The sequence below is a fragment of the Pseudodesulfovibrio nedwellii genome (assembly GCF_027923765.1).
In the GTDB taxonomy this organism is placed as follows: Bacteria; Desulfobacterota; Desulfovibrionia; order Desulfovibrionales; family Desulfovibrionaceae; genus Pseudodesulfovibrio; species Pseudodesulfovibrio nedwellii.
In genome coordinates this window covers 278,455-304,238 of sequence record NZ_AP026709.1, presented here as the reverse complement: position 1 = coordinate 304,238, position 25,784 = coordinate 278,455, and the positions used below count along the sequence as shown (strand labels likewise).

Genomic DNA, 25,784 nt, shown 5'->3' with positions numbered 1-25,784 from the left:
TTAATTATTCCTCACTGATCGCCATGTAATTGACCGTGCCCTCTGCCAGGGTATTCGCCCCGGTTAAAGTTACGGAAATGGAAGTAAATTCTACTTTGGTCAAAAGCGCGTCAGTGCCTTTGCGCCAATACGCAGTATAGCCAACGCTATTCAGCGTGGCGGTATTAGTCATATAGCTGTTTGTACTGTGGGATAGTGACCCTGATGTAGGTGAAGACGTTAGCGAGGTTGTCCCTGTCCCACTAAAAGTTGCCGTTCCAGCAGCCCCCAAACAAGTCACGGTCACTCCACCAATTGAAACTTTCGCAACAAAGTCATTTGTTACGGTGTGGGTATTCGTCAGGTTGCCCGAGATATCTATTTGATATAGCTCCCAAGCCCCATCCGAGGGGGTAGAAGCTGCCGGGATACTAAAAGAGTCACTATGAACAGACTGCCCGATCCATACGCCGGAGAGGGTGTTATTAAGGGAAGAAGCCTCTTGCGTGTCATATGACATAGACGCTGGAAACGTGTTCGCCCCGTCGTCCGTTGCTGACAATTTAAGATAAACCGAGTGACCTGTGGCCGAGGCCGTAAGCCCCGAAATGGAAATGCTACCGGGATAATATCCAGTTGAAGAGGTTGTTATAGACCTCGTATCTTCCACAACACCATCCACATAGACACTCAAAATTGCGGTTCTTTTATGCCATATGCCGACGGTATCGGTTGGCTTATTCGCCTTAAACTCATAGTCAATGGTACACGCCGAACAATAAGGGGGTGTCGTATATGAAGCTGTTTGTGCAGCAACTCCATCCTGATCTTCTGATTTAGAAAGCAACACATCAAAATCAACAGTCCCGGCTGCGATGACAAGCCGAGCATTGCTCATAAATCTGTAGACATTAGGGGTGCCGCTGACCTCTTCAATGTCAGTAACTTCCATGTTTAACGATTGGTGAACTGTGTTGTTGTCCTTATCGAACGTCTTTAAATTCCGTGGAGAAAGTTGGATCTTGGGCGGCGTAACCCAATAACCGGGCAACGTCAGCCATACTCCGTTTGACACCCACCCCTGCTCCATCCTTTTTAGAGACTTGTATTCCCGGTGTGCGCCGCCAAACCAACGATAATAGGTGATATCGCTGCCGGTCATAAGCATATAATCCTTGCCGACTGCTACGTTCCCGTTGACATCGAGAGCTCCATTCGGCCCCATCATTAAGCGGGTAACGCCACCAGTAGTATCAAGCAGGAAATTCCCGTCACCGCCAAAAATTTTGGCCCCTTCCATAAAACGAAAAAGCCCATCTACCCCAAGCTCAATCTGAGCAGAGGCAGACAGAAATGCACCGTTGATAATGTTGCCATCCAAATGCTTGGTCAGGATCGCGCCATCCACAAACATATCACCGTTGACGCCGATAGCGGTCTGACCGTCCACCGTACCGACCACAAAGACCGGAACCGGACTTTCAAGCCCTGCGCTCGGCTGCAACACCTGAAACGAGTCGGCAATGACTCGATGAATAGTGTCGTATTTGTTGTCGTCAGTCAGCGAGGACAACAAATCGTTGATCGTGGCCGAGGAATCGGCAGGGACGACTCGCCCGCCGTTGTTCGGTTCCCATGGCGAATGATTACCGGGCCAGTTCTGTGTTCTGAGCCAGTAAGTATGTGAAGCTTTGGTATTCAGGCCGGAATGAATGAACTCCCCGATCGCCTTGTAATTCTCTTTGCTCGGGAACGAGTAGATACCGACTCGGATTGCGTCGCTGATACTCTGCGAGCCAAACGCGCAGTATATTTCAACGTGGCTCAAGTCGCTGTTGTATGACGGATTGGTCCAAGTCAGTTTGTTGGACACGACCATGGACGTAACAGCCAGATCACGCGGCGGGTTTGGCACACTGTCACCACGAACAATGCGAGAGAAGTCGTACTCCGCGTCCGTACCGACACCCTTTTGACTGACCTTGAGCCCCATCTTCTGCAAGTCTTCAAACGTCACCACGGCCTTGAGCGCGGTATTCCTGCGCTTGCCCTGCATGGTTTCAATTGTTTCTTTGACGGCAGTAAGGAACGCTTTGGTTGAAGCGTCCACTCCGGCAGGAACAGCCGGAAGGTTTGGAGATTGCTTGCCTCTAACCGGCATACTGCAACTCCGTGATACTTGCGGCCATACGGACTTCAAACACTTTCGCCGTGCCTTCTACCTGAAACTCCCAATCGTATCCCTTCACGCCGTTGGTCAGACGGAACGGTTCGTCATTGGTTATGATCTTGGTTTCTTGGTGAACACCATTGCGGTACACCTTGAAGTAAACCGGATCACCGACGGCCTGCTTACCCATGATTCGGGCTGCGCCCAGGTTCAGCGCGGTCGAATAGAAGAAATCCTTGCTCTTCCATGTGTAGGTCATGGCCGTGGCCGCGCCTTCCCACTTCTCGATCCGGTAATCCGTGTCGTCGTAGGTCAGGAGGTACAGCGCGTCGTCTTCGGTATCGACATAGCCGCCGTAGACCTTTTTCCCCACAAGGGAAATATTGCCGATGTCCTGCGATTCAAAGTCGAAGATAATGCCGTTTCCGGTCCCTTCGAAGAATCCGATATACTGACCGTCTTGATAGAACCCGATCAATGAAGAAGTCGGCAAATCCCGCCATTGCTTCTTGGTGTAGACGCTGCGAGTCAAAACCGTTTGACCTTCAGGACCAATCATAACCAACCCATCAGGCGAGGCATAAATTACGCCGCCTGGAGAGTTGGCCACCGACCGTTTGGAAATACAAGCCTGATTGTAAGACACCTTGTCCATGGACAGGGATTCGGGATCAAGACCGCCAATTAAATGAGCATGGCCCGTGGTCAGCACCACAACCGTTTGATTGAAGTAGCCGCCGGTCACGATGTCGTGGGGTACAGAAAGACGAAAATTCCAAGGGTAAGCATATGGGATATACGACTCTGAAGGATAAACTTCCTTGTCCTTAAACGCGAAAAACAGCCCGTTGCCTGTGTGCATCAAGCCAAAAGCATCATCCGGCAGTTTGTTCCAATTCTCAGTAGGCAGAACCTCGGAACTCAAATCAGAATCGGCAACGTTGTCGGTGAAACTCGTATCGCTCGCAGGGATGTCGTCAGCCGAAGAGGAGTACGGCACAAGCTGAAACTCGGCAGAAGAATCACCAGAATTCAATCTGTAGACACGATAATGAGAAATAGACACCCCGGCCAAGGTCGGAGGGGTAAAGTTCGTCAGGACGCAAGATTGTCCCGTTTTGACCTCAAAGACTCCGGTCGGGTCGGAAGGCTCTGATTCCTCACCCCATGAAGTGACGTAGGTGTAAACGTAGGAGGTGGACCGTTCAATTTCTGCGTCTTCCGCGACACTGGCCGGGGAAAGTTGTACATTCAAAGGCGCGGAAGGCTTCGGAAGACCAAGCCGCTTTGTCTCGGTCGGGTAGGTGTCAGCCGCCCCACTCGTTGCCAAAGTTGCGTCAGTTTGCTTCGGGTAGCTGTCTCCAGTGAAGTGGATACGGCTATCAGCATCGTTGACGGCAGCTTCAACCACATCCACCACGCTCGACCAGTACAGCCAAGTCCCGTCCTTGAGTTTGTAGATCGAGCGAATAGCACCCGCTTTCGAAATCGGGTTTGGGTTCTGAGCTTCCAAGTCCATAAGCGGGGAAAGAATCCCGCGTTTGGTATTGCAATTCTGAGAGACTTGGGCGTTGACCGCTTCCAAGTGTTTGGGAGAAATGCGCGGCTTCGTTGCAAAAAAGGCAGGGACCACAATAGGTGCGGGCATCAGGCAAGCCCCCTTTCGATCTTGCCTATTTGCTGTGCCAGCAACAGGTAAGCATCCTGTTCAGAGATATCGAGTCCGTACCGCGTGGCAATAAATGCTGCGGCCTTGTAGACGGAGATTGGCTTGGACTCGTCAAGACATTGAACCGCATAGGCTCGGACTTCACTTCTCAGCTTCCACTTTTTATCTCCCCTCAGCCAAGACCAGAAGGTTTTCCAAGGTGCAGCATTAAAATCGTCTATGTGCTTCTGCTCATGCGCGCGAAGACCGGTATCATCACGGCACTTTTTCAGAATGAAGGCGACCGGGCCGATTGCACGACCCGCGAATTGCTCAGGGACCAGACGGCGGGAGTTGGTGTAGATAATCATTTCTACGCCCCCGGCACGGCTACGCCGGTAGGAACATGCTTCGTGCCGTTTTCAAGGATATTGGGAGGAGTGTCGTTATCCGCGGTGGTTACTACGTAGTCAACGACAGGAATACCTCCACTGTGCTGTGCAAGGTCGACCACCTCCACGTAATGGATTTGGACATAATATTCACCACCCGACTCTACCAACTCATCAGTCCAGATAACCCCATGTCCGCTTGCGGTGGGGTCAATGGCGTCGTGCTTAACGGTGTCGACCAACTGGCCCACGCTACCCTCGCGGTAGGACTTGACCACCGACGAGTCGATAGCAACCGTTGCGCCAGTCGGCACGTTGCCAGTCAGCCATGACACAAAGTCGGCGTTGCCTGCGCTCTGCGTATAGTGGACGACTCCAGTACGTGCCACGGCCTCAAGAGTCGGAGCGGGTCGTGGTACTAAGGCTTCGTGGGTATATACAATTTTGAGAGTTTCGGAAACGCCAAGAGCTGTGGTCAACGTGATAGAGTTGGCCGTAGCATCAAAAGTCCAACCGGTTTCCTCGACGTAGGTTGTGCCATTGAACCGATAGACCCCACTCGGCGCGGCCTTGGCCGGACGATCAAGTTTAAAAGTCTTGCGGACCCCATCGCCCAACTGACTCTGCCAACCTTGATCGCTTTTGTAGCCAATGTCCAACACGCCGGGGATATCTGCGATTTCGTAGATGTGGATACGGTCATAAGATACTTTTTCGCCTACAGCGTCAGCACCAACATACACATACCCTCCATCTACTCCTGCGGGTATGATGATTGTATTTTTACCTAATGTTAGTGGGGTATGTTTAGCGTCTATACCATTCCATTCGCGGATATATGGAGTGCCTGTAAGCGCGGTGACATTGACAACAGCCATGATAGATACAGATGTGGGCAAAGCCTCATACATGATATATGACAATGCACCTGTGGCATCATAGTCTGCTGTGGCTACGCCGTTAAGTACGGTAGCCTCACCACTAAGCACTCTACCGGCGATAGCGCCATCTTCAAGTAGGTACGGGTCAGGGGCAACGTCGGTCAGTGGCGTTGAGTTGTCGATAGTGATGGTGGTAGGGGTAGAGCCTTGGACAAGCTCCGCTCCCCACAAGTAAGCCTCTTCTCCAGTAGATGCCGAGTCAATAAAGTCAACGCGAACAAGAGTCGGTATACCCGCAGTTAGCATAGTTGCGGATATACGTTGCCATTCAGCACTTAGAGTCACTGGATCAGAGAATTTATAACCACCATCATAAATAGCTATTGATGCCTGCTTTCCAATAGAAGACCCCTTACCTCTTAACCAGATCGAGGCAGTGTAGATGTCAGAAGCTAAACCAGTAAGAGTATAACGAGCCTGCGGGTCTGCGGTAACTGCGGTTCCTATAGACACAGGCTTACTGTTGTTCGGTGCAGCTACTTCACTAGTCGTTGTAATGGTACAATTCTGTGCAGCCCACGTTGTTGTAAAGTCAAACGGCTCTGCTATTTTATTCTGTGTGGCATTCAACTTTGCACTATCATCCCGTCTTGCATTAAGCGCGGCGTACATCTCGGCAGGAGTGTCAACATCGTTGCCGATGAATGTTTCAGGCCGCGTAATCGGGCCGGGGGTTTTGTTGGCGGTGTCCTCTTCTCCAACAACAACCATCACATCACCCGTTGGGTCGGGGATTATTTGCCCTACTTTTGGCGTCAGTTCAACATAGACGCTGCCGCCACTCGCTACCACCACGGCAAGGGGGAATACTCCGTTGCTAGTAATCGCAAACATTTTTTTATCTACTGCCAGTGTCTCGCGGTCATACGCATCACTAGGCCACGCATCCACGCTGCCCCCATCACTCAACACCCATACTCTGGTAGGGCCGATTGTCCGAGTTGTATTGTACGCGCTGACAAATGGAAGACTGCCAATAAATGTAGTATTCCACGGCCCCTCACTCCCAACCATCGCGCCGGAAATCAGGTCCGCGCCCGACTCGTTCAAAAAACGGAGCGAATCGAACAGCCACTTGTCTGTCAATATGCCTTGCAGTTTGGTGTAAATATCCAGCAAGCCAGCCGGGGTGACGGCTTTATCGCTCAAAGTGTGTGCGATAGCTTCGGCAGCCGTGGCGAGTTCCACTTCACCGGGAATCTCGGTCGTCGCAAGCTGCACAGTGCGGTCGAGCTTATCCCATGTCGCTCCGTTGAAAACCGCCCAATCTCCTACGGCATAGTCAGTAGTATTGACCGAGCCATCAGCAGAGGCGGCGTAATAATCTCCCTTGTCAGGCGATGCAGGATAGCCAGAAGCCGGAACAAACGTCCCTTTGTACTCCATGGCCCCAACAACTGTTTCAGGAAGCTGAGACACTGGAACCTTGCCGCCCGCGTCGAGTCCGGCCACGCCGTTTGCTACGCCCTTCTCACTGGCCGGAACCTGTTCGACGTCCAATACGTTACCAAGCCCGACTTGCGTTTTGGTGACGCCGTGTGGGTTTGCTACGTCTGCTTCGTGGGCCGTCTGCGCGTCTGCACCGGCTGTAATAGCTGCGGCATTGGCGGCAATCCCATCAGCATTGGTGGAAATATCTGTGGAGTTCTGGTCGATGTCAGCTTGCATCACAACAGAAATGGACCGCTTGTCATACGGCGGAAGGTCGGCAACATCGGCCAGATTACAATCGGCGTTCGGGATCGTGACGTATGAAATAAGGCTCTTGCCTGTAATAGGGCTGATAATCTTCACACGGTATTCGCTGCCCTCGGTTCCGAGCTCATTGGGGAACATCGCCAAGACAACCGAACCGGTAGCGTCTGTCTCACCTTCAACATATGTCGGAATCACAAACCCGTTATACTTCTCGGCTGTTTTCAGCTTGGCAACAACGTGGGCATCACTGACCGGATCACCAGCGGAGTCGTTGACCTGAACAGTGACGTTTACGGTGGGCACGGACATACTAGACCCTCCTCAGTTCGACTTGAAGAGATTGAGAAGTGCCACTTTTAGCGACATGTGTTTTGGCGTCTACAATTCCGCTTCGGTACAGCTTGTAATTCAGTTCAGCACCGGGAATGTTCGACCACTTCTTGCCTTTCATGGCCATAAGCTTGGCAAGTGCACCTTGTGCAATAATCTCGCCCCAATCCTCAAACATACTATCTGCGATTTCAGTGCTGGTAAGAGATGGCTTGAGCGCAACATTCAGTGCCCCGATTGTGTCGTAAAGTGGTGTCACAGTGAGTGTAACAATGTCATTGGTCGCGGAAAATTGCCCTGTAACGAGTGGAGCCCCGCCCACTTCTATGGAAAGGATTTGCGCGATCCGGGTATGCTGCGGCGGGTCAATGTCTGCGGTTTTCACACCAGCAGGCCAGAACAACGGGTCAATGTATTCGTGCCAGATATTCGTTTCCTTGCAAAAATCGATTGCCGCGCTGCGAACCTTGTTCACGGCAAGAGCCTTGGGACAACCAGGGGCTTCCGGTAGGATCAACGGCAAAAATGCTTTCCAAATAGCCATGGATTATTCCCCTTCCTCTTTGATTTCGACAGGGAAGAACAAGTCGGCTTTCAGCTTCACGCCGAGAGCTTGGTAGAACGAAACAAGGTGATGCTGTGCCTTGTTGAAATTTGCGTCGGAATTATCGCCTACGAATATTTCGTAGAGAATCCAATGCATAAGCGGTCCAGAGAATGTTTCTGGAATGGTGATATCGTCGTCATCCGTAGCAATGGGGATAGGTTCAGCCGAGTATGTGAGTTTGACGTAGACGCTCTCCCCGGTTTCAACGCCGGGATATACGCGGTAGATTGAGGCATTGCGCTTCACATCATATGCGTAGTTATCGACCTCAGTTCCAAGCGTACCGTCGTCGGTGTCTTTGATGTCGCCCATTGTGACCTGATAAATTTGGTCGCCTGGGGTCGTGCCATCAGTGCCCATGTTGCACAGGACTTCAATCAAACTAAGAGCTTTCCTACTCGCCCCGTCATGAACGGCAGGATCAGGGATAGTCTGGTCAACGCCATCGGTGAGTTTGACGGATTCGGTGGTGGACGTTGAATCAGGACGGTTCAAGGCAATTTGTCTGAGCCCGTTGTTCAGGAAGTCCACCAAAGAAGCCTTGCCCGCGACGGGGTTCCACGGCCAGCGTTCGCCGGTCGCAATCCCGAGATCCTGCAATTTTGCCGAGACGAGTAGGAAAATCTCTTTCGCTTTCATAGTCTAAGCCCTTCTATTCGGCCTGATGCGTGTTGATAGCGGCGATTTTTTCGGCCTTGTTTTTGTTGGCCGGGAAAGGGTTCATGCCAAGACCGGAGGCATGAGTATCAAGTTCGTCATGCGACATGTTTTCCAGGGGATCGGCGAGGGTGTTATCACCAGTTGTATTGCCGTCACCACCGGAACCACTTTCGACATTGGGAGTCTTGACCTGAGCCATTTCAGTCTCAAGTCTGGTGATCTTGACGTTCAGGTCAACGATGGTCTGGTCACGTTCGGCAATGGTCTGATTAGCAACGACGAGCTTGCCTTCCAGATCAGTAATCTCGCTCTCAGCGGCGGTCAGAATATCGTCAACGGTGATTTCGCCATCTTCGCCCGGTTCACCTTCAAAGGCTGCGGCCTGCATTTCTGCACCCTTGACCTTCTCCACCTTGGCGGAATGTGCTGCCACCTGTTCGGCGGTGGCCACTTCAAAGCCATCCATTGCCGCGAAAGTGTCGTTGTGCGGGTAAAGAGTGCCGTCTTTGATAAGCATCTTGGGGTTGCTCATATTGTATCCTTGTAAAAAAGGGAGGGGAATTTCACCCCTCCTTGTTATTGGTTTAGGCTACGCGCCGGGGGTGAAGTAACCTTCGGCCAATGCGACCGGGTTGATGACCTTGCGACCGAAGACCTGCAGACCACGCATGAGCGAACCGAAGTCGTTCGGGTTAGGCAAAGTCTCGTTCTCGACAAGCTGCGAGGCGAAAGCCACGGCAGCCTTGTGGAGCGCGTACACGTAGGTGCATTTCTTGTTACTGGCGGCAGCGTCAGTGACAGTAGTCAACTGGTTGGAACGGTAGATAGTGAAGTTGTCGATGCGTCCCAGGCGACCGTTACGCATAACGGACTCGCCGTCACCGGTCATTGAAGCGTCCTTGAGATCGGACGTCTTGAGCTTGGTGGACATCCACGCGGGGATAACCAAACTCAAACCGTCTTCGTCCACGCTCTGCTCTGCGAGAACCTGGCCCATTTCAACAATCTTCGTGACCACGTTAGTCGAAGTAATGGTAACAGGGGCACCGGCTGCACCGAGATTGACAGAACCGGAGTCCTTGCCTGCGGTAACACCTTTGTTGTCTGCGGCTGCGCCACCGACCATGGAGGCAAGACCGTTGGCGTCGATGGCAATTTTCATCTGCGAGGAACCGTCCTTGGCCCAATCGTCGGCAAAGGCAATGTCGGCCTGCTTCTGCTGCACCTTGTTGATCTTGACCGCGTAATACTTGGCCTGATCGATGGACAGTTCAACAGTGCCGGGTTCCGGGTTCTCGTAATTGAGAGGCTGCCCGATGACATAATCACGGATGATGATGTCAGGGGTTGTGCGGATGATAATCTTATCTCCCCCCTTGGTGATTTCACCTTCGTAGTCGGTCGATGCAATCGCAGCGAATACGGTTGTTTCGTAGAACTTACGCAGCAATTTGCCCGCGTATACTTCTGCCGGGGTAAGGTTTCCACTGTGAGTGGGAACGCCACTAAACATACTAATCATATCAATAACTCCTCCCCCTTATGGAGAGACTTGGGTCTTATCCTTCAAGGACTCGGCCCTGCATCCCCGCGAGGGTGATGTCAGAATCTATTCTGTCAGCGTCCGCCTTGGTATTGACGACAAGACTCCCAACATTGAACGGTCTGAAAGCACCACCAGCACCAGCGAGAGCGAACTTTTGATAGAACTCTTTCACTTGCGAAGTGGTGTAATTCAAACCTTGCTGTTGGGGATCAACGTCAAGTGCGCCCTGCGAACTCGGCTCAACGGACGGCTGAGGCGTGGGAGCCTGTGCCAGTACCGGAGTCGGTGCGGGAGCGGCGGGAGACGCCGGGGGCATCGGGTCAGTCCCGTAAGACTTGCCTGATTCGGCTACGAATCGACGCATGAACTTGACCGTCTTTGCGACGTCGTGGTTCTGTGCGTGCGCTTGGAAAACCGTCAACGTCCCTTCATCATCCAAGTAGGATATGAAATCAGGATCATTGTTGATTGCGTCCCAATCTGACAATTCGTCGTTGAGCTTATTGGTGAACTTCTCGTATGAGGTCTGCGTAGTGGTCTGAACCACGCTGCCGACCTGCCCGGTCAGTTCATCCAACTTGCTCGACATGGTTTCAACCTGTGCCTTGAGTTCATTGTTCTCTCTGGCCATGGTCACAAACTCGTCGCCGTAATCGGCCATGTCTTCGGGATTGATGTTGCCGTGAGGCTCGGCCACATCGGTTCCGCCTGCGGGGTTGGCGTTGGCAGCTACCAGAGCCGTCTCCAATTGAGATTGGAGCGCGGTGTTCTGACCGGTCAGGTCATTGACCAAACCTTGAAGCCGTCGCTTTTCCCTACTGAGGGTCGGAACCTCAGCGTCGTATTTGCCCTGTAAAACGTCGAGTTGATGCCTCAACGCCGCGAGATCGTCGGGAGCCTTAGCCGGTTCTGGCTCAGGTGTTCCCGGTTCAGAGGAAGGTTCAGGTCCGGGAGCCGCTGCCGGTTCAGATTCAGGAGCCGGTTCGCCCGGTGTTCCATCGCCCTTCGGGTCGGTCTTCCCTGCCATCATCGCTTCGGCTGCTTCATCAGCCCGCTTGCCTTGCTCTTCAACCTGCTTGGGCAATTTTACGTCACTCATACCAGTAACCTCCTGTGAGCCTTGAACGTATTCCGATTGGAGCGTGCAAGGTATTCACGTTTGGGTTGATGTTCTCCGAACTGGTGTGATGTGGCTTGTCGGATTCGACAGGTATTGATAAGCTTGTAGGTTCCTACGCCGGTAGGCTTATCAGCCTGTCGAGCTCCGAGGCTCTGGACACACCCGTGTTCGGGGCCTCACTTTTTATGAAACAACCGTCGCGTCCATCCGGGGCACGGGGCGGTTACATACTTCGTCAGTATCGGGAACAACCGTTCCCACTGTTCGTGGACAACGGACAATCCGCCGTCCATGTCGTCGCGTCCCTCAAGCGGAACGCCGTACAATCGAATATCCCGGTAGCCATTAACGAGGCCAACCAAGACGCCATAAAGACCGGACGTTCCGGCTTTCGGGGAAATATTGAGGATCATGTGTTCTTTGTTCTTGGATTGAAACGGTGCGACGATTTCGATATCCAAGTTGCCGCCGTTCTCCATCCGTTGGAATGTCCAATCGGCAAGGAACTCAGGGTGCATGGTCGCCCACCACTTGACCGGTCGCCATGTGAGTTCGCAGCCAGCCCGGTTGACAACGAGAATGTCGCACTCATCAGGAATGGACTCAGCTTCGTACTCCCAACCGGGACCGGTGCCGACCACGGCAAGAGGAGGCAAAAGACGAGTACATCCACTATTATCTTTCTGGAACACCAAAGCCCCTGTAGGGCTCCACGGCCTGTTGTTCACTTCAATCTGATCCAACATCGGAGTCGGGGGTATGCCTGTATAAGTGCCCATTACGCTTCCTTGAGCTTCTTCAAGATTTCGTAGGCTCCACCACCAAACAGATCAGCGGTGTCTTCCATGGCTTCGGCTGCGGCCTGTAACCGGAACATCTCGTCATGGTCCCGAACCGAGACTAAGTCTTTGCGGTGACAATCTGCCAAGGCGCGAAAGCCCTTCTCAAGCTCATCGTTCCCACTGCCCGCACTCATGATTGCGCGAAGGAAAGGTTCAGTCAGTGCGTCGTTATCGAATCCAGGCATGGCTAGTTGCCTCCCTGGAAGAGAGCCGCGTCACCACCGCCCATAGCCGCACCAGCCGCGTCAACCCCCTGTCCCATCTCGGCGGGAACGGGTTGACCTTCTCCGGGAATTGCGCCCGGTTGAGCCATGGCCTCTTGAATCTGCTTCATGATTTCGTCGTCTTCGGGGATGATCTTGTCAGTATCGTAATCAAGCCCCTGCACAGTCGGACGAAGAATGTTCGCCAACCCGGTGGGACCAATGATATTTTGCACAGAAGGATGAAGGGCGATCTGCAAGAACTCGTTGCGTCTGACGGCTTGTTGTTCCTTGACCATAAGTGCGGACGATCCGGTTGCCTTGATCTTGATATCACCACGCAAGACCGTTTCGTCATGCTCAAACAGCATGAGATATTGCCATAAGCGAACAACGCTCGGCTTGATGATGTTCTTGTCAATGCAACGAATGATACGCTTGATGCCGCGAGATGCGGCAGTCATCATCATGGACATGCCTGCAGCGGTCGACAATGCTCCACCGGAAGAGGAAGCACCGTAGCTGTACTTGGGAATACCGGTCTTAACGTCTGCCTCATCCGACCACTTGGCGTAAACATTGAGAAGTTCACCGGCCAAAAGCTTGGGTTGGAAGAACCAAATAGGCTGACGTCCGCTTGCCGGATTCTTGCCCATATTGAATGGCCAAACCTTGAGCGGGTACATCTCCGTTACCTTCTCACCGGGCGGAATTGCGCCCATATCAACACCGACCTGGGGGCCGGAAGCTAAGGCCATGTTGTTGCACAGGGCACGCGCTGCGCTGTTGCACATCTCCTGAATGTCTTCGAGGACTTCGGGAACGCCCTTGTACCAGAACGAGCCCTTGATAGGACGAACACCGGCCTTGTAGTAAGGCGGACGGCCAAGCGGATCTCCGTTGAGTTCCGCTTTGATGACGTAAGGACCAATCTTCCAAAGCTCGGCGGCATATTCTTCCAACGGATCGGGAATCTGTTCAGCCGGTACGCCGAACATAATCAAGTGCTTACCTTGGACATTGCCCCAAAACTGCAAAGCTTCAATTTTGCCTTCGGGGTCAAGGTCTGCGTGTTGACGTCCCTGCAAAGCATTGCGTGCATGGTCATTATTCAGCCAGAGCCAGGACTTGAGCCCGCCGCTACCATACTGCGTGAGTACAGCACGAATAGCCTGTTCATCGTATCCCGGCACACCGATCAATGATGTGAGGTCCAATCGAGTCATGCGATGAACTTCGAACAGAAAACCGTCGCCAATATCCTTAGAATTGGGAGACGGATACATATCGAGCGGCGAAGGGCTGTAAAATTCTTTGACAATACGGTGTTCAACGGTCGGGACACTGCGTCCGTCCGGTCCTTCGCCCCACACCATTTCTTTCTTGCGCTTGAAAATCGGGCCTTTCACAAAGCCAGCGGGCATACCAACAATATCAGGTATGGCATCGCGTAGAGCATCTTCCCAACTCGCCTCTTCGAGCTCGTCTTCCATCTTGCGTTCTATGGCGACGTCAGCGGCCTTGGCCTGCTTCTTTGTCTCCTTGAGTACAAACGAACGGTATTCTTCAATGCTGCCCTTGAGTGCTTCATAGGCCTCTTGCATTTTGTATTGGATATCTACAGCGGTGAGATCGAGGCTCTGACCTGTTTGCTCAAAGTGCTGTTGATTTTCCATGGCAATCTGTCGTTGAACCATGCCATTGATATGCTGTTCAATGTCCTGATCAATCTCTTTCTGTTTGTCAGGGGAAAGCTCAGGAATAGGAGTAGGATCAACACCCCAAGGGTTCGCGTCAGGCTGCATAAGGATATCTTCAAGCCAGGACTCAGCCGCGTTGCACTTCTCTTCCGTGATATTCATGTAGATCGTGCTGCCGCCGTGCTTCTCAATCTCTGCCAACCGCTCCGGTTCGTACTGACCTTGCTTGGCACGCAAGCACATGAACATCCGGCGTTCAATAGGTGCTTTTGCCTGCAAAGCAGCCTGCCAACACAAATCGACATAAGAAGACAACCCGGAGATAGCGGGACTCGCCTGCCTGTTCTCAGCGGCTTGCCGTGCTTTCTCGTCATCTTCCTGTTTGAGTTGATCAGGAGTCTTGTAGTTCAGTGCGCCCATGAATCACCTTCTGTTGTTATGCCCACGCGCCGACACGTTCAATCTTGGGAGACTGAGGTATTGCGCCGTGGGTTGCTTCTTGTTCTGCGAGGGCAAATGTTTGAAATGCGTCTGAGCCATTGCTGTTGATGTCGTGTTTAGGCTTGGAAGACCAAACCCCGGCCCGATCATTCCAATCTTTGCAATAGTTCTCCAAACGAGGCACGCCTGTATCGCCGGTATGAGCCTCATCGAACCAACACGTCGGCAAGAGCTTGCGGGCCGCTTCGATGGAGTCAGCTTTCTTCTCCACACGGGGAACGGTGGTGAAATGGATGCCATATTCTCCACCGACTTCGAACCGCGACTTGCCGGTGCCAAGCTCTCTGACTTCGATATCGTGAGGAGCAAAATGTTCGCCGTAGTGAAACTTGCGTTCCTTGGCGATTTTATCGAGCTCTTGCGCGTAATGCTCCAGCCCTTCGCCACTGTTCTCGTAGTAATCAATAAGACGAACGGTCAGCCCGTGCTTCTGAATGAACCAAATAGCCGTAACGTCGTTCATGCCCAAGTCCCAATAGGTGTTAACTGGAACACCCTTGAGTACGGGCACGTTGGTTATGCGGCCTTCACTGTAGATATCTTGGAATTGAGTGGCGAAGTAGGCACCCTGAATGGATTGCTCAAAGGATTCCTTGGGCGTAGACGGGTATTCCTGCTTCATCTTCTCACCGAGAAGCTTACGCTTTTTGATATACCAAGCACGCTGTTCGGGCTCCAAAGTGGTCTTGCACTCTGTCTCAACCTCATTGAAATACTCGTCATCCTTCTTCGTAAAGACGACACCTTCAACGCCAATGCGATAGGTTGGATGCTTCCACCAAGGGAAGAAGTGAAACTTGAAGTCGAGTTCTGTCAGCTTCCGACCTTCAAGCAAGTCTTTGAGAGCTTCCATACAGTAGTCATAGAAATATCCTTGCCGCCCCTCAGCTGTGGATTCGATGAAGATGTATTGCCCCGCTTCTACGGCCTGGAACGCACCGGTAACAATCTCTTCCGCCTTGTGTGGATATTTGGCGCATATCTTCCCAAACTCGGAGACAAGCAGCATTTGAGCGGTGCCAGAACGATACGAAACACCAACACTGATACTGGAACCGTTGGCAAAGACGAATTCAGAACCCGTCTTGTTTTCAAGCGGGTGTGCCTCTTTCACAAAGTCGGGCAAATTGTCGTAGGGATATTTGATCTTCTTGCGGAAAATCTTCTGGGCTTCCTTGAGCGCGTGGGCGATGACACCAAATTCAAAGTTGGAGTTGAACAAGCAAGCATCCAACCCAAGGATACAAATAAATGTGGTAAAACCAATCTGGCGGGCCTTGAGGATGATGTTCAAAAACCAAAGTTGAGCCAGCAAATCACGCTGTCCCCAATTGAGATTGAACTTCACGCGGCGACCGCGCTTATCCTGAATCCAATAGAGATTATTCAGCCGCCACCAACGGGAGCGAAATTTCTCTGTGAATTCTTCTTGAGTAATACTACTCATCCTCTGCCTCGTTTCCTTTCATCAGGTCTGCGGTTTTACCGTCGATTTCTGCCAGCATGTGTGAATAAGCGTGTTTGAGTTCAACCGAACCACTATGATTGTGGTCAATTCTTTCAGTGAACATGCCAAGATGCTGGCCAAGCTGTTTTGTTCCTTTGAGAATCGCGTTCGGTTCGAACGTGTAGGCCGGGGCCATTTCGCCATCTGAATTTTCAACTTTGAGATGCTGGCCATTCCGACCAATGACGGGCTTTGCTTGCTTGCATCGCTCGACCGTCTCGACGATTGTGTTAATGACGTAATCCTGATCTATCTCGGTGCGCTTCTCGCGCTTTACGACTCCGCTCTGAATGGCTTTTTGAATGTCTACATTTGTCAACAGGCGAGAGCCTTGCTTTCGAGCGGTCTTTTCAGAGTAGCCAGCACGGACAGCAGCTTGCGTTGCATTAAGGTCCACCAGGTATTCCCTGACGAACTTCTTCTGCTTTTCTGAGAGCTTTGTTGCCTTCTTCTTCGCCATAACTATTGCCCGTAAATTGCGTGTTCCAACGCCCTTGAAATTGCTTCGAACTCTTCCAGTATCTCGTCTTTATTCACAAACCGCGCTGTAGCAAAATCGTAAAGCCGTGCTGTAAGAACATGCGTTACTTCGTGCAACGCGGCCTTCTTAATTTCCAGCTTGGTTGGCTTGACCGTCCAAACCTTCGAAAGAGAAAAAAGCGTATGCCTTGAACCGATAGTGAACGCCACTTGAGCGCACCGGCCTTCGACATCGAGATGGCAATGCTCAAAGTTATGATGCCACTGACCAAGACTGAACTTTTCAACCCACTCAAGACAGGTTGCCTTGAATAGTTTGAAGTCCGCTGCCGTGGTTTTGTAGTAGCTCGTTCTGCTCACGCTTCTTTCTCCATAGTAAAAACCCCAAACGGGGAAATTCTGAGCTATGATCTTGTGTCCCTATGCCCTGCGATTTATCGAGCCTGCGAGGTTCATCCGACCGTTACCCCGAAACGGGGTAGTGCCTGGCCGTCGTCGCCATATGCACCTTTTTAAAAATCGCGCTCGTTTATCCGTTACGCCAGGGCTTAATGCTCATGCCTGGCCGACCGGCCACCGGGGTTCGTGTGGCCGCAGGGTTTTAGGTTAAAAATTGTCTATTTTTTTGTCCTGTTGTCGCATGACAATTTTCTCTATTTTGCCTTCAAGGTTGTTTCGACGGCCACCAAACGTTCGGTGTTCTGGTCCGTCTTGATGTCCAGCCGTTCAACATCTTTCTTTGATGCGAAGTGCTGATGAAGATTGAGTTGGCAAAGTCGCTGCGCTTCCTCGTATCGATCAATACGTTCATGAACGCGGGTTATCTGTTCCTTGGTATCTGCTGCAGTTGCGTCCACCTTCTCCGATAAATCTCCGAAGAGTTTTTCGATTAATTTTTTAAGGAGCCATAGAACGAATCCGCTTGAACCGACGGTCGCTGAAACTGTGAGAGCGGTGTTTGCGAAAAGAGTTTCAGTCACGACTACCCCAAAAGTTTTTTGTTTAGAGCTTTTGCCGTGGTTCTATCTGCGAAGAACCAGCAAAAAGCGGTGGAGAAGAGAGAGAAGATTGCGCGGAACCCGTAGTCAACTATCGAAAGCTGTGCCGCGATGGATGCTCCACCAACGGTCAACATTGCTTGAGCCAGGAGAGTGTTTGCTTTGACGCCCATATAAATGAGCATGGCGGGCCGGATGGCTTTATTCACGACATCGACGATGCCGAAGAGGAAAACAATAAAGCCACCAAAGGCTCTGGCGCAACGCCCACCTTCAAGCAGCTTTTCCAGGGCTTCACTCGACAAGAGTCTTTGATTGCCCTGCTTCTGTGACTCCAGATATGCCTCGCCGTCGAATTTCTCGCGGGTGACTTCTATCTCGCACTTGGCCTCGACGACGCGGGTTTTGCGATCTTCCGCCGCCATGTCCTTTTCGTGCGCGAACTCAAGTTTCTTGGTCTTGTATGTCTGGTATGCGCTGATTGCGCCACCTATCAAACCCAGGACGGGGGAAAGGAGAAGTGTTGGATCAAACCCCATTGACTACCTCCAACTCGCATAGACCGGACGCCGTGATAACTTTGACGAGCGGTCGTAATGCTGCTTTTGATTGAAATATGAATGGGACTTTCTTGACGAACCCTGCGCTCTGCCCGACGAGGATACAGCCCTTCGAATGGGCAACCTTGTTGCCGGAGTGGACGCGAATAAGCGACCGCCCTTCGACGTTTTGAACAGCGAGAATATTTCCGAAGTGGTTCGAATAGACGGGAGCGAGCGGATAGAGGCCAGGCGGGATGCAAGATACGGACTGAGCGTTGTCGAGCCATGGTCGTTCAAGGGTATACATGGTGAGGCCATTCCAGGGCAGCGTAAGGACACCGCGAGTGCAGGATTCATCCATAAAATACCTATGCAACATAGCCCTTTTGACACGGCTCATACCCTCGCCTTCTCGTCGTACAGATATGGGTTAACCATCAGACCAAACCACTTCGAAACACGCCGGGCCATGCCCTTGGTCATGCCAGCATCGCAGAGACGGCAATAGATAGTCGTCTCGTTGAGTGCGTGTTGGGCATCTTGCTTCGGCGTGGTTTCCATTGCCTATCCCTTCTTGACGAGTGATCCGGCCTGACCATGGAAGACGAGCCTCCGAGCCGTGGCCAGTGAAGCCGGGACCGGGGCCAGACAACAGACCCTCGTTTAGTAGTGCATATGATAACATCGGTTTGGCGCAATAACCGCTGGTGCTATGCTCATGAGGGGGTAGCGATATGCTGACGGGGGGTTGACAAGGGGTCACTAATTTGCAAAACCCTATTGACATTATGGTCAATTTGCCATAATTTACCCATATGAGCTTGAACGAACGGAAAGTGTTTTGGGTGGGCAGTAGCCTAAAAGACCTTAAAGAATTGGGGAAAGATGTCTCCATAGAGATGGGAGCCGCTTTATCTGAAGTTCAAAATGGAAGATCACCAGAGAACGTAGTGTCGTTTAAGGAAGGCGGTTCTGGTGTGATGGAAATACGGGTATCTATCGACAAAGAAACGTATCGAACCATGTATGTCGCCAAGCTCAAAAAAGGTATTTATGTCTTACATGCCTTCCACAAAAAATCATCAAAAGGGAAAGCAACGCCACCTAAGGATGTTGCTAAAATAAAAGCCCGGTACACAGAAGCTCTAGACTCAGACAAACGATAAACCCCCTTCCTAAAAGTCCAAGACTTGCAGAAGGCGGATAAGTTGAATGGAGGTGCTGACTATGGCAATTACAGAAAGTTCAGGAAATGTTTTTGAAGACCTCGGTTTAGAAAACGCCGAAGAACTACATTACAAATCACATCTGGTTATGGCTCTTAAAGACGCAATTAAATTTCACAAATTCACTCAAACAAAAGCCGCGAAAGTATGTGGAACAGACCAACCAACTCTTTCAAAGGTTTTACGTGGACAGATCGACAAAGTTACCACCGACCGCCTGTTTAGATGGCTTGGCTGTCTTGGACTAGGAGTTAGAATAACGCTCGATCAAACGCCGAAAAAAGGTGTTCAAGTCTGCACATGCAGCTAAAACAGTAAGCCCTCGGTTAAAACCGGGGGCTTTTTTTTATGCTACAGCTTGAGCGGCGTAGGACTCTGGATCTTTCAGCCAACTCCATACTTCGGCAACTTCGGCAATCCAGAACCCATCGATAAAGAAGATTGGAGCCCCCTCTTTTTGCCATTTTTTCACGGTGCGCTCATCTCTTCCGAACCGCTTGGCAATTCTCTTCCACCCTTTGACCGTTTCAACTGGCCGAATTATCATGGTACTCCCCTTGTGCGGTTCTGATGGCCGGGGCTATCAGGTCAAAAATTTCCGAAACGATTCTATCTAGCCCTTCATCGTCATTCTTGGCCATGTAGACTTCTCCGAGCTCTTCGGAGATTTTTGCCAGGGCTCCAAGAAGCCCATCCCCGTCGGGCGTGAATACAGGGTGTTTCTCCCTGGCCGCGTCGAGGTGGGCTTGTATTGTCGCTAGAGTTTTTTCCCGCACTACGCCGCGACCTTCTCTATATTTTCAACCGTGACCACCAGAAGACCGGGCTTTAATTCGGTTGGTTCATACCTTTTCGATTCACTGTGCTTGAGATTGTTGGCAGTCAGGAAGGCCATACCTTCGAAAAGGAAGTCTTTTCCTCCATTGGTAGTGAAGAGCTTCACCGTGGAATCAGAACTCTTGTTAAGTAATTCGATAGCCACCTGGCGGGTCTGATAATTGAAGTATATCTGAACGTGCTGATATGAGGATAGACTGAACTCTTTTGCGGATGAGCGGGAGAAGGCAAACGCCCCATTTTTGCGTATGGTAATTTGTGGGCTCTCTGCTGGCTTCCCTGTATTTTGGTGCATGACGAACCCGGCGAGTAGGTCGGAGGTTGGCTGCAGTCTTTCTTGAGACGTGGTTTCATCTTCTTCAATCGGCACGGCTTTTCCATCCTTGAGCTCGTAGACTTCACAAGGCTCGACATGCTCTTCTTCCTTTGGCGGGAACACAAGATCCAACATGGCCTCACGGAAATACTTTGGTTCATCAACCTGCCAAGTATATGTTCCGTCGTTATTCTTCTCAAGATCGCCAAGGTTGAAATATTTGTAGCAGGAAGCACACAAGCCCATTGAAGCTATGCCGATATCCTCTCGCTTGCAGCATGGGCATGTTCCTGTTTTCGCTCTTTTCTTTTCAATCTTTGGCACAGGTTTGCCCGTCTTGAGCTCAACAAAATAATCAGGCTCATCGATAAGCCATTTGAATGTGCCATCAGGGGTCAATTCCAAATCACCATCTTTGAAATAATTGTAGCAAGTATTGCATAGCCCCCTTGCGGCAATGCGAGCATGTTCCCGTCCACAACATTTGCAAGTTGCAATGGCCATTGTCTCTTTCTCCTCTGGCTTCTGGCCCACAGTCAGTTTGCGGGCTTCATGTTCGGTGCATTTTTCACACGCTGAAATAGGACGCCCTGTATTCACGCCTACGCTTCCCCAACCAGGAGCATTTTCGTTTCTCTTCCTATTCTCATCGCAGGCGGAAGGGATCAGTTTGATTTTTAGGTCAGGGCAATAAAAAGTATTCTTTTCAAGCCATTCTTCTTCGGGTGTCACTCTTCGAACTCCTTCCCGTTTCCGATCGTGTAATTCAGCATGGCTTCCCGGGCCTCCTCACACCCCTTGCAGACCACAACGAGGAACCCGGCAAACCGCAATATCTCAATCATCCGCTTTTGATCTTGCGATATGGAGCCGCCCTTGACGCGCTTCATCTCGATGAACAGGCCATGATATCCAAGCCGCGCCCACGCAAAAAAAATGTCAGGCACCCCGGCCTTGACCCCTTCGGCCTTGAGTTTTGCGGCCACGGCTGCGAATCGATGTCCACCGTTCGGCGTTGCCCACAACAACAGGTAAAACTCTTCTGGCAACCACCCTTCGGCCCATTCAAAAAAGGCAACCTGTTCGTCGTGTTCGAGCGGCGGCGTATTTTCTGTTTTAACGGCCTTCCCATCCTTGAGCCTTGCCATGGGGCGTTCGGACTTCAAAAGTTTATCCAGTCCACCCATTTCACGGATTTGCGCGGCGGTGTATGTTTCTTGTCCGCTCATTTTTTGCCGTATCCCTTCTTTCGCCAAAACTCTCTGACCTGCTCGATCCACGGGCACGACCTCATGTTGCATAACTTTTTCGGAGGGACGCCCTTTTCATGATCCCACCTTTGACGGCCAAAACACAACGTTGCACTTGGGTTTATGCAATCAAGACGATTACGAAAGGCTTCAATGTCACACGGCTTGTCCGGTTTGCTCATGCCGCAGGCACCCTCTTATTTTTTGAAGAACGGGTCACAATTTCCAAAATCTTCCGACACCCCAGACGATTTCGCTTAACCTGCTCGTCTGTCAGTTCGTTGGAACCAGACAAAGCCAAAAGCTTGGGCTTGGGTTCTCGGTCAACAACAACGGCGTGAGCGTCGATTATATCTTTGATGCAGGGGAAAAACTTACTGTTCCTCCGGTGTTCAACACACGCTGCAAGAAATTGAGATTCCGTCAAATGCCCAAGGTCTTCAATCCAATCGTCCAGGAGTACCAACACTTGAGCCGGGCCGATCATTGCCGCCGGGTAATTCAGGCCGAACGCCGTTAAGCGCATGTGAATTGTATCCTTGCTGACTTTCTGCATTTCTCTTTGCCTCCTTCGCTTTGAGCAAAGCCATAGCCATGCCTTCACGGTCTTGGCTGTTCTTTTGCGCTTGGGTAGTTGCCCTCGGTGGAGCTTGAAACTGGCCGGGTTGTGCAGGAGAAACCGCACCACTGTCCGGTCGTTTGAATGGCTTGTTGCGCCACGCTCGGTCTTTTATGCAATTCGTGAAACTCGGAGAAAATCCGTCGCTCCACTGATCGTCTTGCTGAAAAAGCATGACGAACTGTTCACGAATGTACGGCAGGTCTTCGGCCAACATGCCTCGATCTTCCATGTCGCACCATGCACGCCACGCACTGTCCTCGTTAACCCTGCCATTATTGTTTTCAAAAACCTGAAGACAGGCCATGAACACCCGATGAGAAGGTCGGCCCTTTGATTTGTACGGCGTTCGCTTCGGACCGTCTGACTTGTCGGCCTGTGGTTGCGGATCTTCGGAGAGAGGACCAACCGCGCCTGTATTATTCTCTCTCTCTCTTATATTCTTATTCTTATCTTCTTGTTCTATTGTGCGCTGGTTGTGCGCTGGTTGTGCGCCGGTTGTTGCAGTGGTTGAGCGCTTACACTCATCGTCTGACTGATATTCTTTCCAATTACAAACGGTTACGACCATAAATCGGTTGTGCACGTTTCGCGTTTTTATGAACTCATCATCTTCCAAAACCTTGAGCATACGGCTCAATTTGAATCGGGTAATTTCAAGCTCTTCGCACCATGCAGACGCGACCACAGCAAATGCCCCTGCCGAAACCATTTCCCCACGAAACGGGGAAGGCTTCCGGTTCACTCGCACAAGAATGGAGTGCATAAGTCCGCGATACTCAAGGCCACGACTCCAAGACACGGAATCTGTAACCTTACGCCATGCTTTGTAATAACCGCGATGCATGGTTATCCCCTGCTGCTACTCTGCTTGAGATTCCAAAACGTGTCGCGACGCTGTGTAAACTGTGGACGAAAACCCATGCCCCTACCCCGCCATCTTCATGTAGTCACGGCGATACATGACGAAATTTTCTTCAAGTTCAATGATCGCTTGGTGCATCTTGCGGTTGACGACTTCAAGGTTTTCCCCATCGAGCATAGACTTGTGATAAGCAGCCAGAGCCGGAAGATCGTCCAACAACTCATCGGCCAGCGTCGACTTGTCAGGTTCCACATTCTGCATAGGGACAATCCTGTACTCCATCGCGGATGCCAGAAAACGCAATGGTGCTACATTCCCGCACGTCTTCATAATCGGCCCCAATAGATCGACACCAAGCTTGCACCCGTCATCATCTGGATTCAGTTCTCGGAGAAGCGTCGTGTAGGGCTTGCGTATTTCAGTAGCCACAGCCTTTGCCGGAACGCCTGAGTTCAACACCATATCGCGAACAATTTCAGTCAGTGAAGGTGTAGACATGGTTAGGATTTTCCTCCGCGATAATAGTAGTCTCTCATCAACGTACCGGGCCTACTACGGCCATGGACGCAAAACTGACAATTCACTTTCGAAGACAGGACGACGGTTCCACCCTGGCCACGGCAGTCATGATTGAATCGGGCAGCAGTACGCCCCGCTTTTTCCGCATGCCGATCAAACCAGACGTTGACCCATGGACGGTGTACGCAGACGTGGCGAATCAGGCGGTCGGGTATTTGAAGTCCCAAACGAAGCCGCCGACCAAGAGTAAGCAGACTGGATCGTCGCCAAAAGGGAGACTCATTCAACTGCAAGGAGTGCTGACAACGTGACATCAAGCGGCCTTTAAGGGGTCAGGATGCAATACATCCAAAGGTATGCCGAGCTTCCGATGATACCTGATCGCAGCATCTCCTGGGATAATTTGGGCATGGCAATGTTTGTGAACAGTCCCACGCGGATAATCCACAAGATGTCCCAAGGCCTCAAAAGTTAACTTGTTGTCAGTGCGATATTTTTCAAGTGCATTTTTCATGTCCATAATGTTTCCACACAAATACACATTGTGTCAATCAGTGTAATGGTATGGAAACAAAAAAAGGCGTAAGTGACAAATATTATGGAGAAACTAAAGCAAAAATGGCAAAAGCGCTCAAACGATGCTTGGCAAAAAATACTTACCGAAATTGAAAACCTCATCGAAGCAGGCGAAAGCCAATCATCAATAGCCAAACGCATGGAGGTAGGCCGGGCAGCTATCAGCAACTGGCGGGGAGACGTTTTGCGAGGAGAAAGAGTCTCATTCCCCGACATGCTTCGATACGCCGAAGCCTTGAACGTCGACCTAAATACCATTTTGGGGATGAAATCCAGCCGGATGCAACACACAGCTTCATCTGATTTGAAAGTACTACGATCTGGTGAGCCTGTCCCAGATGTTACCGGAGCCGTGGTCCCGGTCTATCAGTTCGCAGCTGGTGGCTTGCCCGTTGAATGGCAGGAAGCAGAACCTTTCTGCGAAGTCTGCATCCCGCAAAAATTTATGTTCCCCGGCCTGATGGTTCTCCAGGTAGTTGGCGACTCCATGGCCCCTCTTATCAAGGATGGCGCATACGTTGGAATCAACAAACACGCCAACATCCTCACCCCCGGCAAGGTGTACGCAGTTAGCGTCCCCTACGAAGGACTGACCATCAAACGCGTTTTCCTGGACGGAGATAAAGGGGAATTGATCTTGAAGCCAGAGAATCCAATTCACCCAACACAACACGTATCTATTGATGATCGCGAAGGTCTTCTCGTCGGCGAAGTCATGTGGGGAATGCAGGGGATATAAAGCAACAAAGAACTTTCAACTCAATTCGGATTAATATAAAATGCAAGACATGAGCACCGCTGATTTTTCAATATTTTATGATGGCGAAGCACTTCGTGGAAGCCGGATGGAGGTCCGAGAGCTTGCCCCGGCCCTACTCGCCGTCAGCGAGTTACTTGAACGCGCCAATACTGTTCTAAATGGTGATGAACTAACCGTCCGAGTCAGCATAAAAGCTTTCGAAGCTGGATGTTTCGGTATATCTTTTGAAGTCGTTCAATCCTTTGCCAACCAAGTCGCAACTTTTTTTAAACCGGGGACTGGCACCCGCGAAGCCTTGGAAATACTTGGTCTTCTTGGTATTGCCCCAGCCGGAGTATGTACTGGATTGTTTTGGCTATTAAATAAAGCAAAGGGCCGAAAGGCGACACGCATAAAGTCACAACCAAACAACACGGCTGAAATAACTTTCGACCAAAATGGGCAAATAGAAAAGATAATAGTCAACGGAGACGTTGCTGCCCTTTTTGCGAACACCTCCGTCCGCAAAGCAGTAGATAAAGTTGTAGAGCCATTACGGACGGAAGGCATTGATTCACTATATCTTGAAAACCAAGAGGCACGCACACCTCTGGCCGAAAAGCAAACGACTGAGTATTTCACCCCTCCTGACTTTGAGCCTGTCCTACTAAATGAAGACGAGCAACCACAAGTCCGTTTCTTTTCCATCGTATCCTTGAGTTTCAAGGAAGATAACAAATGGAGACTTACAGACGGATCAACGCCAATCAACGTAAAAATAACCGACAAAAAGTTTTTACAAGATGTGAATGAAAATAGAATAAATTTTGCAAAAGGCGATACTCTCAAAGTAAATCTTAAAACGATTCAAATGCAAACCAAAGATGGATTGAAAACAGAATATGAAGCTGACAAGATTCTCGATCATATAAAACGAGATAGACAAAGATATCTTCCAGTAGAGTAACCCCAT

At 50.9% G+C, this 25,784-nt stretch carries 31 protein-coding genes; 5 read left to right on the top strand and 26 right to left on the bottom strand.

What is annotated here, in order from left to right:
- Window positions 1-4 precede the first annotated feature (4 nt).
- From SYK_RS01485 to SYK_RS01395, 19 genes are all read right to left on the bottom strand, one after another.
- Window positions 5-2,140, bottom strand: a complete 2,136-nt coding sequence (locus SYK_RS01485) for a phage tail protein (protein ID WP_281761862.1) — start codon at window positions 2,138-2,140, stop codon at window positions 5-7.
- On the bottom strand, window positions 2,130-3,797 hold the full coding sequence (locus SYK_RS01480) for a hypothetical protein (RefSeq protein WP_281761861.1): 1,668 nt from the start codon (window positions 3,795-3,797) through the stop codon (window positions 2,130-2,132). Before SYK_RS01480 ends, SYK_RS01485 begins: the two co-directional genes overlap by 11 nt.
- Window positions 3,797-4,168: a hypothetical protein gene (locus SYK_RS01475; protein ID WP_281761860.1), complete on the bottom strand. Its 372-nt coding sequence runs from the start codon at window positions 4,166-4,168 to the stop codon at window positions 3,797-3,799. The genes SYK_RS01480 and SYK_RS01475 overlap by 1 nt, the downstream gene beginning before the upstream one ends.
- A gap of 2 nt (window positions 4,169-4,170) precedes the next feature.
- Window positions 4,171-7,137, bottom strand: coding sequence for a phage head spike fiber domain-containing protein (locus tag SYK_RS01470; protein WP_281761859.1), 2,967 nt, complete (start codon window positions 7,135-7,137; stop codon window positions 4,171-4,173).
- A gap of 1 nt (window position 7,138) precedes the next feature.
- Window positions 7,139-7,702, bottom strand: a complete 564-nt coding sequence (locus tag SYK_RS01465) for a hypothetical protein (protein ID WP_281761858.1) — start codon at window positions 7,700-7,702, stop codon at window positions 7,139-7,141.
- Between the two features lie 3 nt (window positions 7,703-7,705).
- A complete protein-coding gene (locus tag SYK_RS01460) occupies window positions 7,706-8,404 on the bottom strand; it encodes a phage adaptor protein (RefSeq protein ID WP_281761857.1) in 699 nt (232 codons plus the stop codon).
- Window positions 8,405-8,417: 13 nt separating this feature from the next.
- A complete protein-coding gene (locus SYK_RS01455) occupies window positions 8,418-8,957 on the bottom strand; it encodes a hypothetical protein (protein WP_281761856.1) in 540 nt (179 codons plus the stop codon).
- A gap of 57 nt (window positions 8,958-9,014) precedes the next feature.
- On the bottom strand, window positions 9,015-9,947 hold the full coding sequence (locus SYK_RS01450) for a hypothetical protein (protein WP_281761855.1): 933 nt from the start codon (window positions 9,945-9,947) through the stop codon (window positions 9,015-9,017).
- 37 nt (window positions 9,948-9,984) lie between these two features.
- Complete coding sequence (locus SYK_RS01445; RefSeq protein ID WP_281761854.1) at window positions 9,985-11,070, bottom strand: hypothetical protein; 1,086 nt, start codon at window positions 11,068-11,070, stop codon at window positions 9,985-9,987.
- A gap of 197 nt (window positions 11,071-11,267) precedes the next feature.
- Complete coding sequence (locus SYK_RS01440; RefSeq protein WP_281761853.1) at window positions 11,268-11,870, bottom strand: hypothetical protein; 603 nt, start codon at window positions 11,868-11,870, stop codon at window positions 11,268-11,270.
- Entirely contained in the window at window positions 11,870-12,118 is a 249-nt protein-coding gene (locus tag SYK_RS01435) for a hypothetical protein (RefSeq protein WP_281761852.1), read from the bottom strand. The genes SYK_RS01440 and SYK_RS01435 overlap by 1 nt, the downstream gene beginning before the upstream one ends.
- A 2-nt stretch (window positions 12,119-12,120) precedes the next feature.
- Entirely contained in the window at window positions 12,121-14,256 is a 2,136-nt protein-coding gene (locus SYK_RS01430; RefSeq protein ID WP_281761851.1) for a portal protein, read from the bottom strand.
- Window positions 14,257-14,272: 16 nt separating this feature from the next.
- Entirely contained in the window at window positions 14,273-15,784 is a 1,512-nt protein-coding gene (locus tag SYK_RS01425) for a terminase large subunit (RefSeq protein WP_281761850.1), read from the bottom strand.
- Window positions 15,777-16,304, bottom strand: a complete 528-nt coding sequence (locus tag SYK_RS01420; RefSeq protein WP_281761849.1) for a terminase small subunit — start codon at window positions 16,302-16,304, stop codon at window positions 15,777-15,779. The genes SYK_RS01425 and SYK_RS01420 overlap by 8 nt, the downstream gene beginning before the upstream one ends.
- Before the next feature lie 2 nt (window positions 16,305-16,306).
- Complete coding sequence (locus SYK_RS01415; RefSeq protein ID WP_281761848.1) at window positions 16,307-16,684, bottom strand: hypothetical protein; 378 nt, start codon at window positions 16,682-16,684, stop codon at window positions 16,307-16,309.
- A gap of 293 nt (window positions 16,685-16,977) precedes the next feature.
- Entirely contained in the window at window positions 16,978-17,304 is a 327-nt protein-coding gene (locus tag SYK_RS01410) for a hypothetical protein (RefSeq protein ID WP_281761847.1), read from the bottom strand.
- A 2-nt stretch (window positions 17,305-17,306) separates the two neighbouring features.
- Entirely contained in the window at window positions 17,307-17,861 is a 555-nt protein-coding gene (locus tag SYK_RS01405; RefSeq protein ID WP_281761846.1) for a hypothetical protein, read from the bottom strand.
- Window positions 17,851-18,264 (bottom strand): DUF5675 family protein, encoded by a 414-nt coding sequence (locus SYK_RS01400; protein WP_281761845.1) that lies wholly within the window; start codon window positions 18,262-18,264, stop codon window positions 17,851-17,853. Before SYK_RS01400 ends, SYK_RS01405 begins: the two co-directional genes overlap by 11 nt.
- Window positions 18,261-18,425, bottom strand: coding sequence for a hypothetical protein (locus SYK_RS01395; RefSeq protein WP_281761844.1), 165 nt, complete (start codon window positions 18,423-18,425; stop codon window positions 18,261-18,263). Before SYK_RS01395 ends, SYK_RS01400 begins: the two co-directional genes overlap by 4 nt.
- A gap of 254 nt (window positions 18,426-18,679) precedes the next feature.
- Between SYK_RS01395 and SYK_RS01390 the strand changes: the two genes are divergently transcribed.
- Both SYK_RS01390 and SYK_RS01385 read left to right on the top strand, forming a co-directional pair.
- A complete protein-coding gene (locus SYK_RS01390) occupies window positions 18,680-19,030 on the top strand; it encodes a type II toxin-antitoxin system RelE/ParE family toxin (RefSeq protein WP_281761843.1) in 351 nt (116 codons plus the stop codon).
- Between the two features lie 61 nt (window positions 19,031-19,091).
- Window positions 19,092-19,400, top strand: a complete 309-nt coding sequence (locus SYK_RS01385) for a helix-turn-helix domain-containing protein (RefSeq protein ID WP_281761842.1) — start codon at window positions 19,092-19,094, stop codon at window positions 19,398-19,400.
- Window positions 19,401-19,436: 36 nt separating this feature from the next.
- Here SYK_RS01385 and SYK_RS01380 read toward each other — a convergent pair whose 3' ends face one another.
- The 6 genes from SYK_RS01380 to SYK_RS01355 all read right to left on the bottom strand — a co-directional run bounded on the left by SYK_RS01380 (window position 19,437) and on the right by SYK_RS01355 (window position 23,475).
- Window positions 19,437-19,637 (bottom strand): hypothetical protein, encoded by a 201-nt coding sequence (locus SYK_RS01380; protein ID WP_281761841.1) that lies wholly within the window; start codon window positions 19,635-19,637, stop codon window positions 19,437-19,439.
- 228 nt (window positions 19,638-19,865) lie between these two features.
- Window positions 19,866-20,975 carry a hypothetical protein gene (locus SYK_RS01375; protein WP_281761840.1) on the bottom strand — a complete coding sequence of 370 codons (1,110 nt, stop codon included), beginning with the start codon at window positions 20,973-20,975 and terminating at the stop codon, window positions 19,866-19,868.
- Entirely contained in the window at window positions 20,972-21,472 is a 501-nt protein-coding gene (locus SYK_RS01370; protein ID WP_281761839.1) for a VRR-NUC domain-containing protein, read from the bottom strand. The genes SYK_RS01375 and SYK_RS01370 overlap by 4 nt, the downstream gene beginning before the upstream one ends.
- Window positions 21,473-21,671: 199 nt before the next feature.
- Complete coding sequence (locus tag SYK_RS01365; protein WP_281761838.1) at window positions 21,672-21,962, bottom strand: hypothetical protein; 291 nt, start codon at window positions 21,960-21,962, stop codon at window positions 21,672-21,674.
- The gene (locus SYK_RS01360; protein WP_281761837.1) at window positions 21,934-22,959 is read right to left on the bottom strand and encodes a hypothetical protein; all 1,026 of its coding nucleotides are present in this window, start codon (window positions 22,957-22,959) and stop codon (window positions 21,934-21,936) included. Before SYK_RS01360 ends, SYK_RS01365 begins: the two co-directional genes overlap by 29 nt.
- Before the next feature lie 81 nt (window positions 22,960-23,040).
- A complete protein-coding gene (locus SYK_RS01355) occupies window positions 23,041-23,475 on the bottom strand; it encodes a phage regulatory CII family protein (protein WP_281761836.1) in 435 nt (144 codons plus the stop codon).
- A 62-nt stretch (window positions 23,476-23,537) separates the two neighbouring features.
- On the opposite strand from SYK_RS01355, the gene SYK_RS01350 reads away from it, so the two are divergent.
- Entirely contained in the window at window positions 23,538-23,807 is a 270-nt protein-coding gene (locus tag SYK_RS01350) for a hypothetical protein (protein ID WP_281761835.1), read from the top strand.
- A gap of 2 nt (window positions 23,808-23,809) precedes the next feature.
- On the opposite strand, the gene SYK_RS01345 is transcribed toward SYK_RS01350, so the two are convergent.
- Window positions 23,810-24,010, bottom strand: a complete 201-nt coding sequence (locus SYK_RS01345; RefSeq protein WP_281761834.1) for a hypothetical protein — start codon at window positions 24,008-24,010, stop codon at window positions 23,810-23,812.
- 84 nt (window positions 24,011-24,094) lie between these two features.
- Between SYK_RS01345 and SYK_RS01340 the strand changes: the two genes are divergently transcribed.
- Both SYK_RS01340 and SYK_RS01335 read left to right on the top strand, forming a co-directional pair.
- On the top strand, window positions 24,095-24,811 hold the full coding sequence (locus tag SYK_RS01340; RefSeq protein WP_281761833.1) for an XRE family transcriptional regulator: 717 nt from the start codon (window positions 24,095-24,097) through the stop codon (window positions 24,809-24,811).
- Window positions 24,812-24,860: 49 nt separating this feature from the next.
- Entirely contained in the window at window positions 24,861-25,778 is a 918-nt protein-coding gene (locus tag SYK_RS01335) for an LAPAL motif-containing putative phage structural protein (protein ID WP_281761832.1), read from the top strand.
- The last annotated feature ends 6 nt before the right edge of the window (window positions 25,779-25,784 follow it).